General features: G+C 71.4%; 9 protein-coding genes. 4 read left to right on the top strand and 5 right to left on the bottom strand.

Going from position 1 to position 12,085, the window contains the following annotated elements; all coding sequences use genetic code 11:
* Positions 1-39 precede the first annotated feature (39 nt).
* On the bottom strand, positions 40-3,165 hold the full coding sequence (locus BM362_RS15070; protein WP_093573530.1) for an AfsR/SARP family transcriptional regulator: 3,126 nt from the start codon (positions 3,163-3,165) through the stop codon (positions 40-42).
* A 95-nt stretch (positions 3,166-3,260) separates the two neighbouring features.
* On the opposite strand from BM362_RS15070, the gene BM362_RS15065 reads away from it, so the two are divergent.
* The 3 genes from BM362_RS15065 (at position 3,261) to BM362_RS15045 (ending at position 7,741) form a co-directional block, all read left to right on the top strand.
* On the top strand, positions 3,261-4,127 hold the full coding sequence (locus tag BM362_RS15065) for an NAD(P)-dependent oxidoreductase (RefSeq protein ID WP_093573529.1): 867 nt from the start codon (positions 3,261-3,263) through the stop codon (positions 4,125-4,127).
* Between the two features lie 22 nt (positions 4,128-4,149).
* The gene (locus BM362_RS15060) at positions 4,150-4,998 is read left to right on the top strand and encodes an NAD(P)-dependent oxidoreductase (protein ID WP_067590401.1); all 849 of its coding nucleotides are present in this window, start codon (positions 4,150-4,152) and stop codon (positions 4,996-4,998) included.
* 1,126 nt (positions 4,999-6,124) lie between these two features.
* Positions 6,125-7,741: a DUF2079 domain-containing protein gene (locus BM362_RS15045; RefSeq protein ID WP_093573526.1), complete on the top strand. Its 1,617-nt coding sequence runs from the start codon at positions 6,125-6,127 to the stop codon at positions 7,739-7,741.
* A 111-nt stretch (positions 7,742-7,852) separates the two neighbouring features.
* Here the strand turns inward: BM362_RS15045 and BM362_RS46200 are convergent, their stop codons facing one another.
* Positions 7,853-8,767 (bottom strand): hypothetical protein, encoded by a 915-nt coding sequence (locus tag BM362_RS46200; protein ID WP_107309534.1) that lies wholly within the window; start codon positions 8,765-8,767, stop codon positions 7,853-7,855.
* 187 nt (positions 8,768-8,954) lie between these two features.
* Here BM362_RS46200 and BM362_RS15035 point away from each other — a divergent pair, with 187 nt between their 5' ends.
* Positions 8,955-9,698, top strand: coding sequence for a S1 family peptidase (locus BM362_RS15035; protein ID WP_093573525.1), 744 nt, complete (start codon positions 8,955-8,957; stop codon positions 9,696-9,698).
* A 58-nt stretch (positions 9,699-9,756) separates the two neighbouring features.
* On the opposite strand, the gene ligD (BM362_RS15030) is transcribed toward BM362_RS15035, so the two are convergent.
* From ligD (BM362_RS15030) to BM362_RS15020, 3 genes are read right to left on the bottom strand one after another with little or no spacing between them, the layout of a single operon-like run.
* Positions 9,757-10,620: a non-homologous end-joining DNA ligase gene (ligD, locus tag BM362_RS15030; protein WP_093573524.1), complete on the bottom strand. Its 864-nt coding sequence runs from the start codon at positions 10,618-10,620 to the stop codon at positions 9,757-9,759.
* Entirely contained in the window at positions 10,617-11,561 is a 945-nt protein-coding gene (ligD, locus tag BM362_RS15025; RefSeq protein ID WP_067590386.1) for a non-homologous end-joining DNA ligase, read from the bottom strand. Before ligD (BM362_RS15025) ends, ligD (BM362_RS15030) begins: the two co-directional genes overlap by 4 nt.
* Positions 11,558-12,061, bottom strand: a complete 504-nt coding sequence (locus tag BM362_RS15020) for a DNA polymerase ligase N-terminal domain-containing protein (RefSeq protein ID WP_093573523.1) — start codon at positions 12,059-12,061, stop codon at positions 11,558-11,560. The genes ligD (BM362_RS15025) and BM362_RS15020 overlap by 4 nt, the downstream gene beginning before the upstream one ends.
* Positions 12,062-12,085: the final 24 nt, after the last annotated feature.

Below are 12,085 nucleotides of genomic sequence, written 5' to 3'. Positions count from 1 at the left end.
GATGCCGTGCGAAGGTCGGTGGAGGACTCCTTGGGGAAATCAGATTCCCTCAAGGAGTCCTTCACCGACTGCAAGCGGTGCTCCTCGTTCGCCGCCCGCGCCGAACTCGGCCGCGAATTCCGCCGCGCCGAGAACCTCGATCGCGCGGGCGGTGATGCGGTCCACGTCCGTGCGCTCCGCGGCAGGCAGCGGTGCGCCGATCCCAGCACGGGAAGCCGCGGCCGCGCCCAGCAACCGCGCGGCTTCGCGAGCCGCACCGGCCAGTGCGTGCGCGCCCGCCAACCCCTCCAGCGCCAGCGCGATCGCTCGCGGATCCCCCGTCCGGCGGGCGATCTCGTACCCTTCCCGATGCCGCAGCAACGCCGTCGCCGGATCTCCGCGCGATTCGGCGACGAAACCGAGTTCCGCGAGGATCAACGTGTTCCCCGGTTCGAAATCGACCTGCTTGTTCCACTCGATCAGCGTCCGCAAATACTGCTCGGCGAGATCGAGGTCGCCCGCGCGCCGGGCGCCGAGGGCCAGCCCGGTCAGCGCATACATCTCCCCCGGCGTGAAGCCGTGCTCCGCGGCGACCTGGCGAGCCCGGTCATGCAGTTCGCGGGCGGCGGCATAGTCCTTGCGCAGCAACGCAGCCCGGCCCAGCCACGACAGCTGGTAGGAAGCTTCCGGCCACAAGCCCAGTTCCTCGGCGATCCGCAATCCTTCGGCGTGGACCGCCTCAGCGCGCGCGTAGTTCCCGGCAAGGGAGCCGAGTGCGCCCCGCGCGAAAATCGCCTGCAGCTGACCCCATTTGTCGCCGATTTCGGCGAACAGTTCCGCACAGCGGTCGGCGTAACGCCACGCTTCCGCGATCTCGCCTCTCGACAGCGCCTGGCTCGCGCGGTCACCGCTGGCCGCGGCAATCCCCCACCGGTCGTCGGCTGCTTCGAAGGCGGCGAGCGCGTCCAGGGTCAGCGGTTCCGCACCGGGCAGATCGGCCACTGTGGACAGTGCGTAGCCGATGAACCATTTGGCCCGGGCGCTCATCGGCAGCTCGGCCACGGGGCGCCAGTCGGGCCGGTCGCCGGCGAGGACGGCGAGTGCGGTGAGCGTCGCCCGCGCTTCCGTGCGCAGGTCCGCTTCGCCGCCGGGCAGGCTGAGGGCGGCGCGCAGGGAGCGCATCGCCTCGGCCATCCGGCCGCGCAGGAATCGGTACCAGGCCAACCGGTTCGCCAGCCGCAACGCCTCGTCGGCGTTCCCCCAGCCGGCCAGATTCTCCGCTGCGGCACGGAGGTTCGGCAGGTCCGCGTCGAGCCGCTGCAGCCAGCGCCGTTGGTCCCGGGCGCGGAGACCGGCGTCCGCGGCACCGGCGAGCTGGACGTAATACTCCGCGTGCCGACGCCGCGTCTTCTCGACCTCGCCGGCGTCGCGCAGCCGCTCCAGGCCGTACACCGCCACCGACTCAAGCAACCGGTACCGCGCGTTCGCGGGCACGACCAGCGAGCGGTCGACGAGCTTCGCCAGCAGACCCAGCACCTCGCCTTCTCCGACACCGTCGCCCGCGCAGACCGCCTCGGCCGCGTCCAGCGAGCAATCCTCGGTGTGCACCGACAATCGTTGCAGTACAAGGCGTTCCTGCTCGCTCAGGAGTTCCCAGCTCCAGTCGATCATCGCGCGCAGCGTCTGCTGCCGGGCGGGCACACCCCGGCGGGCAGTGTCCAGCAGGCGGAACCGATCGTCCAGACGGCGCAGCAACTCCGGCACGCCCAGCGCGCGCACGCGGGTCGCGGCGAGTTCGAGTGCCAGCGGCAATCCGTCCAGCTTCCGGCAAATCTCGGCGACCGCGCCCGCGTCGGCACTGTCCACAGTGCACCCAGTGTCGGCGACCCGTGCGGCAAACAGTCGCGCGGCGCTGTCGTGGTCCAGCGGGGGCACCGGGAACTGCGTTTCCCCGGCGAGCCCGAGCGGTTCCCGGCTGGTGGCGAGGATCCGCAGCCCGGGCGCGGCCGCCAGCAGCCGTCCGGCGGTCGCGGCGACCGGCTCGATCAGCTGTTCGCAGTTGTCCAGGACGATCAGGGTTTCCTTGCCGCGCAAGGACTCGGCCAGCCGTTGCGCCGGGTCCGCCCGCGCGGGCGCGGCCGCGTCCCGGATCCCGAGCGTCGCGGCGATCGCCTCCACCACCCACTCGATCGGCGGGCACTGGCTCAGCGCGCATTCGTGCCGGTCCATGCCGGTCAGTTCCACGAGCCACGCTCCCGCGGCGAAATCGCCGCCGAGCCGGTGCGCGGTCTCCAGCGCGAGCCGGGTCTTGCCGACGCCGCCGGGTCCGGTGAGCGTCACCAGCCGGGATTCGCGGACGAGCGTGCTGACCGCCTTGGCCGCGGCGGCCCGGCCGACCAGTTCGGTGAGCGGGACCGGAAGCTGCGGGACGACGGCGGTCAGGGCCGGGTCCTGTGCCAGGATCGACCGGTGCAGCGCGGTGAGTTCAGGGCCGGGATCGAGGCCTAGCTCGTCGGCGAGACGGCGGCGGAGTTCGTCGTAGGAGGCCAGCGCCTCGCTCTGCCGCCCCGCCGCATACAGCGCGCGCAGCTGGAGAGCGCGCAGACGTTCGCGCAACGGATGCTGCCGGACCAGGTCGGCGAGTTCCGCGGTCAGCGCAGCATGTTCGCCGGCACTGAGCCGCGCGTCGGCGAGGTTTTCTTGCGCGACAAGGCGATCCTCTTCAAGACGCTGGATCACCGGCTTCGCGAAGGCTTCGTCGGCGAACTCGGCGAGCGTCGGGCCCCGCCACAACGCCAGCGCTTCGGTGAGCAGATCGGCCTTCGACCGCGGGTCCTCCGCCGTGCTCGCCGCCGCGGTCAACGCACGGAAGCGTCCGACGTCGACCGCTTCCGGTTCGGTCCGCAGGACGTAGCCGGGGGCCTGGTACACCAGCGCGCTGCCGTACCCCGGTTCGGCGCGTTCGAGCGCGCGGCGCAGCTGCGAGACCTTCGTCTGCAGGGTGTTGACCGGATTGCCGGGCAGCTGGTCGCCCCACAGGTCGTCCGCCAGGCGGTCCGCCGGCACCGGAGTGCCCTCGTGCACGAGCAGGACCGCGAGCAGGGTCCGGACCTTGGCCTCGGGTACCCGCACCGACCGGCCGTCGTCGCTGCTCACGGCCAAGGGCCCCAGGATGCCGAATCGCACGGATCCACCGTAACCGCATCCGTGCGCGGACCCCCAGCGAACCGTGCGCGGCCCTCGGCACCGTGGTCGGCAGATCAACGAACTGGAGGGACGACATGTCCGGGAACGCGACCTCGGCGACTGTGCTGGGGCTCGGTGCGATGGGCGGCGCGCTGGCCGGTGCGCTGCTGGGTGCGGGACGGCCGGTGACGGTCTGGAACCGCTCCGCGGACAAGACGAAGCCGCTGGTGGAGCGGGGTGCGGTGGCGGCGGAGTCGGCCGCCGAGGCGGTCGCGGCGAGCGAGCTGGTGATCGTCTGCCTGCTGGACGACGCGTCGGTGCGCGAGGTGCTCGCGACGGCCTCGCCGGCGGGCCGGACGGTGGTGAACCTGACCAACGGCACCCCGCGACAGGCCCGTGAGCTGGCCGAATGGGTCACCGAGCGGGGCGGGACGTTCCTCGACGGCGGCATCATGGCGGTTCCGCCGATGATCGGGCAGCCCGGCGCGTTCGTGTTCTACAGCGGGCCCAAGGACGTGTTCGACACGCACCGCGCGGCGTTCGACACGTTCGGCGGCAGCAACTACGTCGGCGAGGACCCGGGGCTGGCGGCGTTGCACGACCTCGCGCTGCTGTCGGGGATGTATGGCCAGTTCACCGGCATTTTGCAGGCCTACGCGCTGATCCGCAGCGAAGGGCTCTCGGCGGTCGAATTCGCGCCGTTGCTGAGCGGGTGGCTGACCGCGATGAGCAGCTTCGTCGAGCAGGCCGCCGTGGAGGTCGACAGCGCCGACTACGCCCAGGACGTCGTGTCGAACCTGGGGATGCAGGCTGCCGCGTTCGAGAACCTGCCTATCGCGGCCGCCGACCAGGGCGTCAGCTCCGAACTGCTCGCGCCGCTGCACCAGCTGCTCCTGCGCCGGGCCGCCGACGGCCACGGCGCGGAAAACCTGACGAGCGTCATCGAACTGCTGAAGAAATAAGGAGAACTCGGTGAGTGTGACAATGATCGGCCTCGGCCCGATGGGTCAGGCCATGGTGCGGTCCTACCTGGCGGCGGGCCACGACGTGACGGTGTGGAACCGCACCGCGAGCCGGGCCGACGACGTGGTGGCCGCTGGCGCGAAACGCGCGGGGACCGTCGCGGACGCGCTGGCCGCGAACGAACTGGTGCTCCTCAGTCTCACTGATTATCAGGCGATGTACGACATTCTCGCGCCGACCGAGGACGCGCTGCGCGGGAAGATCGTGGTGAACCTCAGCTCGGACACGCCGGAGCGGACGCGGGTGGCCGCGGAATGGCTCGCCGCGCGCGGCGCGGAGATGATCGCCGGCGGGATCATGGTGCCCGCGCAGGTCGTCGGCACCGAGAGTTCGTTCGTGTTCTACAGCGGCGCGGAGCCGACGTTCGAGCGGATCGAACCGACGCTGCGCGTCATCGGACGGCCCGGCTACCGTGGCGCGGACCCGGGCCTGGCGCAGCTGTACTACCAGTCGTTGCTGGACCTGTTCCTCACGACGCTCTCGGCGTTCCTGCACTCCGCCGCGCTCGTCGGCACCGCCGGGGTGCCCGCCGCGACGCTGGTGCCGTACGCGAAGGAGCTCCTGACGCTGGTGCAGACGTCGCTGGACGAGGCGGCGAAGAACGTCGACAGCGGCAGCCACCCCGGCGACGAGGCGAACGCCAAGATGATGGGCGCGACGGCCGACCACATCCTCGCCGCCAGCCGGGACGCGGGCATCGACGTGGGCCTGCCCGCCGCGGTGAAGGAACACTACGACCGCGCTGCCGCCGCCGGACACGGCCGGGACAGCTGGACCAGCCTGTTCGAGGTGATCCGCGGCCAGGCGTGAGCACCCGCGGTCTGGGAAGCCGTCGTTCGGCGCGAGCGAAGTCGCTGGCCCCTCCCGCGGACGGATCCGCGCCGGACGGCGGCCTCCTGGACGCAGAGCCGCGCTGGGGAGTCGCGGACCAGGGGCGGTTTCGATGCTGCGCATGATTTTCACCGCCGAGGACCTGTGCCGGGTGCGAGTGGCGAGGAGCGCGCAGCCGACGCAGGAGCTGATCTTGAGCATCAACAGTCTCCGGGTCCTCACCAGCCCCCCCCGGAGATCCGCGGCTGGAGAACAGCGCTCCTGAACGGTGCCCGGCGCGCCCCCGCTCACTGGCGCTGCCTGACGGCCGCCGCGGAACTGGTTCCGGCCGGGAACTTCCCGGGCTTCCGGACGCCCGCGCTGGACGAAACGGACGTCGGCGCGCACTTCGAAACCATCCTGTCCGAGCCGAAATCCGCCCTGCGCGAGGACATCGCGTCGTGCACGCTCTGCGCGAGTACAGCGACCTGGTCCTCGGGCCTGTGCGGCCGATCCTGGACCGCCGGGTCGAAGCCGACCGCACCCGATACGCCGACCACCTGCTGGGCGGCGCCGAGGCGTTGCTGGCGAACCTGCGCTATCCGCGCGACCGCACTGGGCGGCCGGGACCGGTCCTGGGGGACGGACGCGGGCGCGGCCGCTGTGCGAATCGGCGGCGGAAGCTTCGACTACGGCGTTTCCCGAGCCGCGGCAGGTGCGGGTTCACGCATTTGGTGAACGCCGAGCAGCACACCGCCGATCCACTGCTCATGAGGCACGGCGGCGCACCACGTCCCCCAGCGTCGCGGGCTGCGCGCCCGGCCGCGGACCAGTGCGTTCTCCATGACCACGACGTCCGAACCGGTCTGGACCTCCCCGTCTTCCGCGGTGGGCACCGCGGACGGGGGCCGCGCAGACGCCAGCCGTGACGAAGACACGACGAGCGGCCTCGATCCCCGCGAACCGCGCATCGATTGCCCGTACTGTCCCGTTACTGCCGGAAAGGAGAGCGACGACACTCTTGCCCAGTCCACCTTGGAGGCGGTAAAAGCAGCAGGTCACACCGCGAAACCCGCCGCCGGAAGCGGGCACGTCACCGGGTGGCCCCAACTCGCCAGGAGAGGTCTTGACCGCGCTCGCTTCCCCCGCCGCCGTGCTGCCCGCCGCCCGAAGACCCCGCGCCGGAATCGCCGCGCTGACTGTCTTCGCCGCCGTCCCCGCCGCGCTGGCGCTGTGGACCGCCCTGCACGCCCCGCGCGCTCACGTCCTTCTCGACTACTGGCACGTCCTGGCGAAAATCACCGACGACCGCGGGCACCTCGTGCTGGACCAGGTGTTCACCTACCACCTCGACCAGCCCTTCGTCCTCCCCTCGCTGCTCTTCTACGCAGACGCCGCCTGGTTCGGCGGCGACAACCGCGTCCTCACCGTCCTCACCGTCGCCCTCGTCGCCGGGATCGGCGCGTGCCTGTACTCGATGCTGCCCGCATCCCTGTCCCCGCACCGGAAAGCAGCACTCGCCGCCGGGATGTCGTGGCTGCTGTTCACCTCGCACCTGGCCGAGATCTGGCTGCAAGGCACCAACGGCATCAGCTGGATCCCCGCGGTGTTCTTCACGGTCCTCGCCGCCTCCCAAGCCCACCGCGGCCGCGTCCGGACCGCCGCGACCGCCGCGCTTCTCGCCAGCCTCAGCTTCGGAGCCGGACTGCCCGCGTTCTTCGTCGTCGCCGCGATCTTCCTGCTCCGCCGCGAAAACCGAGCCGCAACCATCGCCATGGCCGCTGCCGGAGTTGTTGTCCTGACCGGGTGGCTGCTCACCAAACCCAACAGCGCCCAATCCCTGGCCACCACCGCGCTCGACCCCGACGGCCGCCTCTCCGCCGCCACCGCCGCGCTCGGCAGCCTCTGGTCCGGCGACCAAGCCGTCCTCGCCGTCCTCGCCGGAGCCCTCACCACAGCACTCCTCACCGCCTGCGCCATCGCCGCGAAACACGACCCGCGCGCCGCAGGATGGATCGGCATCGCCGGATACGCCGCCGCCCTCGCCGCGCTCGTCGCCCTCGGCCGCACCAGCCCCCTCGCCCCCGGCGGAAACATCGGCCTGATCAGCCGCTACGCCATCACCAGCACCCTCGCGCTCATCGCCCTCCTCGTCCTCGCGACACTCGTCCGTCCGCAATGGCCGGTCACCGCGCTCGTCATCGGCATCTGCGCGATCTCCCTGACCACCCACGCCCTCGGCGGAACCAAAGCCGACCTCACCCGCCGCGGCTACGCCCCGCTCGCCCTCGCCCCCCTCGCCCTGCGCACCGAAGCCACCGACGTCCTCGACCAGCTCCACATCCAACGCGACGTCATCCCCGCCGCGAAAGCCCTCGCCGCCTACCCCTTCAACCCCAGCTTCACCCTCGGCTGCCACGGACCCGAACTCGGCACCGCCATCAACCCCAACACCGCCACCGACCTCCCCGTCGCCCACGGAGCCGTCACCACCACACGCCCCGCCGGCGGCGCCCTCATCACCGGCTGGACCGACCTGCACCCCGACTGCATCCTCGTCACCGACCCCACCGGCACCGTCACCGGCGGCGGAATCACCGGCCTGCCCTCCCCCGCCCCAGGCATCCCCGACGGCAACGCCTGGCAAGCCACCGCACATCCCGGCACCGGACCGGTCACCGTCTACGCGGCACAAGGCGGCCGCGTCTACCGGCTGCACGAATCCGCCGCCACGCCCGGCTGACCGCCGCGCCGGCCACCCGGCTCGGACACCCCGAGGCCGCCGATCGAATCAGCGGCTTCCGTCCGTCCACAATGGACATACCGACGAAGTCCTCAACGGACGGTCACCGGGTCACCACCGCCACCGCACTCCGTGAATCCCGGCCCCCTGCCCGGTCCGGATCACGTGCGCGGGCACGCCGGGCCGCACCCGGACCTCGGCGGTCTCCAGTTCCGGCCCGGTCGGCGAATCCTGCCGGTACGAAAGGCATTCCGCGGGCAATGCCGCCGGATCGAAATGCACTTCCAGCAGGTGTTCCGCGATCGGCAGCCGGAACCGCCGGTCGTAGCGCGCATCCGGTTCCTCGTCCCGGAACGCGAACCGGTACTCGACGATCCCCGTCTCGCCCGGGGCGAGCGGGTGGTCGAGGACCAGTTCCGTCACCGAGAACGCCTGCTCCGGCGTCGCCCGCACGCAGCCAGGGCGGCAGTACCGCGCCGACACCAGTTCCGGCGACTGGCCGGGCGTGAACCCCCGCAGCGCGACGATGCGCACGAACGCCGGTTCGTCCAGCGCCCGCAGCACTTCCCGCACGTGGAGGCTGCGCATCCGTCCGGCGGCGTCGACATGCAGTGTCTCGTGCACGCTGACCGATTCCGGCGAAGAGTCCTCGAACGAGTTCAGCACCATCGGAAGCAGGCTGCGGTTCTCCCACAACCGGTCCCACCGCGCCGCGCGCGGGGCCGGGCTGCCGGTGCGCGGCAGGTCCAGCAGCGCGCGCAGCGCCCCCGGCGGCACGTCCAGCACCGGCTCCAGCAAAGCCAGCGCCCGCAAGGATTCCGGCCGTTCCGGGCGGCTGCGGCCGGTACGCCACGAACTGAGCGTGGTCGTGCTGACCGGCACGCCGGACGCCGCGAGCCGTTCGCGCAGCCGCGCCAGGCCGAGACCGCTGCGCTCGATCGCCAGCGTCAGGGCGCGTTCGAAGGGCCCCTCGGCCAGTGCCTGGGCCAGCCGCTCCCCACCCGGAGCCGGGGCGAACAACCGCATTTCGCCTCTCCTGGAAAAAACGGACCGGTCGAACCGGATTCTCGGCATCCGTTCACCGGTTGGCAACCCGCCGAAAGTCGCGTCGCCGCCGCTTGCCCGCTACGGGCGGTTCGGCGGATTCCGCCGCGCGACCGCGCTGCTTACGTTCGAAAGCGTCCCCCATCGGAAACTGTCCCCAAGGAGCGACATGCGCGCACTCACCCGGGCCCTCGCCGTCCTGACCGGTTCCTGCGCGGTGCTCGGCGCGTTCGCCGTGACCCCCGCGTCCGCGAGCACCGCAACGCCCGATGCCCAGCCGTCGATCATCGGCGGAAGCACGGCGCAGAACCCCGGCTACATCACGCGGTTCAACGGCCACGCGAACGGCTACACCTTCTTCTGCACCAGCACGCTGATCGGAAGCCGCTGGGTCCTCACCGCGAAGCACTGCATGTACGACAACAACGGGCAGCGCCTCACCAACATCGACCTGTACATCGGTTCCAACAGCGCCAGCGGCGGAGTGCACGCCAAGGCCGCCTCCACCTACCTCTACTCCGGCGGCGACCTGGCATTGATCAAGCTGAACACCGACGGCGGCAGCACGTACGCCCGCCTTGCCAGCAGCTCCAGCGACGCCCAGGAAGGCGACAGCGCCACCGTGTACGGCTGGGGCGCGACGCAGAGCAGCGATGAGGGCAACCACCAGTCGAGCGTGCTGAAGAAGGCCGTGGTCACCGTCTCGGACACCCAGGACAGCGACAACGCCGGCGGACCCGCGATCACCGCGAGGACCCCGAACGGCGCGGTGGCCGGGGGCGACTCGGGCGGCCCGATGGTCGACGGCGGCGTCCAGGTCGGGGTGTGCTCGACGAGCGACCGCTCCAGCGTCACGACCTACGGCAGCGTGGCCGCGGGGCGTAACTGGATCCGGCAGACCTCCGGCGTCTGATCGTCGCCGTACCGCGCTGGAGGGATCGCGCGCGGTCCCTCCAGCGCGGCCGGCAGCCTCAGCCGAACTTCTCCCACGCCTTCTCCGCCGACCCGGCGTTCTTCTCCATCCCGCGCCACGGGTCGTCCTTCCGCGCCAGCCGCCGGCGCAGTTTGCCCGGGCCCCAGCCGTCCGGCTCGGCCTTGCCGAGTTCCGTCCAGTCCAGCGGGGTCGCCGAGGCCGCGCCGGGGCGGGCGCGCAGGGAATACGGGGCCACGAAGGTCTGGGCGTAGCCGTTGCGGTTCGCGTCGACAAAGATGCGGTCGCCGCGCTGGTCCTTGCGCTGGGCGGTGGTCAGGCGATCCGGGTCGGCAGCCGCGACCCGGTCCGCCAACGCTCGCGAGAGTTCCAGGACGACATCCGTGGCGGCCGTGGCATCGAGGGGCGCCGCCACGTGGAAGCCGCGGCCTCCCGTGGCCTGCACGTACGCGGCGAGGCCGACCTCGGCGTAGTGGTCGCGGATGCGGCGGGCCGCCGTGCGCAGGTCGGCGACGTCGGTGCCCTCCGGCGGGTCCAGGTCGAGCACCAGCAGGTCCGGCTTCTCCGGCGCGTCCACAGTGGACAGCCAGACGTGGAACTCCACCGTGGCCTGGCCTGCCAGGTACAGCAGGGAATCCTCGTCGTCGCACACGACGTACTCGTCGGTGCCGCCGCCCCGGCGCGGCACGCGCACGGTGCGCAGCCACGACGGGAAGTACTCGCCAGGGTGCTTCTGGAACCACCCCTCGGCCTCGATTCCGTCCGGATACCGCCGCAGCGTGAGCGGCCGGCCGCGCAGATGCGGCAGCATCGCGGGCGCGACCGTGCGGTAGTGCTCGACGACATCGCCTTTGGTGAGCCCCTCACCGGGATAGAAAACCTTGTCGGGGCGGGAAATCTTCACGGACGCTCCCGGATCACGTCGGACGGCTTCTTGTCGTGGCGCAGGCCGGTGAACCTCGGGTGGCGCAACCGGCCGTCGCGGGTCCACTCGGAGAAGCCGATCTGGGCGACCAGCTCGGGCCGCACCCAGTGCGCACCCGGCTCGCGCACCCGATCGGCGAACGGCGAACTGCCGGTTTCGCGCCGGGCCAGCTCGGCGTGCAGCGAGGTCAAAAGCTGGTGGCCGAAGCCGGTGCCGACCTTGCCCGCGTACCGCAGCTGCCCCTTCTCGTGATAGCCCAGCAGCAGCGCGCCGAAGCCGACGCGGCTGCCCTGCGGGGCGGTGAACCCGCCGATCACCATCTCCTGGCCTTGCTGGCACTTGAATTTCAGCCAGTCCGGCGAACGGCCACCGTGGTACGGCGCGTCGGCGCGCTTCGCGATCACGCCCTCCCAGCCGCGCCGGCACGCGTCCTCGAAGTACTTCTCGCCTTCGGTGTTGCGGTGCGCGGACAGGCGGAGGGGATCGTCGAAAGCGAAAGCGTCGCGCAGGATCGACTTGCGCTGACGCAGCGGGAGCGGCGTGGTGTCCTGCTCGTCGTAGTACAGAAGATCGAACAGGTAGTAGTAGACGCGCACGCCGGTCGCTCGCGCGCGCTCCGGATCAGTCAGGTGGATGCGCGGCTGGAGTGCGGCGAAACTGGTCTGGCCGCCGTCGAACGCGACGATCTCCCCGTCCGCGACGAACCGCGGTCCGCCTTGCGCGGCAAGCGCTTCCACGATCTCCGGGTACGCGTTGTCCATCACTTTGCGATTGCGGGAGTACAGCGTGGGGGTGCCGCTGTCGCGCACGCAGATGGCGCGCACGCCGTCGAGCTTGCGCTCGTAGATCCAGCCTTCGTCGGAGAAGCGGCGGTCGGTGAGCGTGGCGAGGGCCGGCTCGCGCCAGCCAGGTCCGGTCATTCGAGGTCCCGGTTGGCACAGCCGGTGAGCTGGGTCTTCGCGAGTTTGCGACGGCGGCCGGCACCCTCGTCGTCCTTTTTGCTCAGCCGCCACTGCTCTTGGCCGGACGAATCGCGGCGGAGCAAGGATAAGGTGCCTCGCAGCTTCTCGCCGTGCAGGCCGACCCCCTCTTCGAGGGCTAGTTCGAAGGTGCCGGTGTCCCGCCCGATCACAGTGCCGCCGCCGTACTCGCCGGCGGGGACGGAGCCCTCGAACCGGGCATAGTCGAGCGGGTGATCCCCGGCGCGGATGGCGAGCCGCCCGTCCGACGGGTTCAGCGACGGACACTTCGGCACCGGCCACGAGACGAGGACGCCGCCGATCTCCGGACGGAAGTCGAACGCGTCGTGCCGCTGGACGAGGAACACCGGTTCGGCGTTCGCGCGGCCCCCGCCCGGCTCCAGTCTCCGCCGCAGGCCGCGTTTGGCGCGGTATTCGGCCAGCCGGCCCTTCGAGGACATCCCACCACCTCCGCTCGCCCGGGT

Origin of the sequence: Amycolatopsis rubida, from assembly GCF_900115345.1 — a bacterium.
GTDB lineage: Bacteria > Actinomycetota > Actinomycetes > Mycobacteriales > Pseudonocardiaceae > Amycolatopsis > Amycolatopsis rubida.
The sequence above is the reverse complement of the archived record's forward strand: the minus strand, read 5'-3'. Positions and strand labels throughout refer to the sequence as shown.

What these genes read in the sequence shown, in the direction of transcription:
- ligD (WP_067590386.1), bottom strand. Translation starts at nt 11,561, where the DNA reads ATGACCGGACCTGGCTGGCGCGAGCCGGCCCTCGCCACGCTCACCGAC.
- BM362_RS15035 (WP_093573525.1), top strand. Translation starts at nt 8,955, where the DNA reads ATGCGCGCACTCACCCGGGCCCTCGCCGTCCTGACCGGTTCCTGCGCG.
- BM362_RS15020 (WP_093573523.1), bottom strand. Translation starts at nt 12,061, where the DNA reads ATGTCCTCGAAGGGCCGGCTGGCCGAATACCGCGCCAAACGCGGCCTG.
- BM362_RS15060 (WP_067590401.1), top strand. Translation starts at nt 4,150, where the DNA reads ATGATCGGCCTCGGCCCGATGGGTCAGGCCATGGTGCGGTCCTACCTG.
- BM362_RS46200 (WP_107309534.1), bottom strand. Translation starts at nt 8,767, where the DNA reads ATGCGGTTGTTCGCCCCGGCTCCGGGTGGGGAGCGGCTGGCCCAGGCA.
- BM362_RS15065 (WP_093573529.1), top strand. Translation starts at nt 3,261, where the DNA reads ATGTCCGGGAACGCGACCTCGGCGACTGTGCTGGGGCTCGGTGCGATG.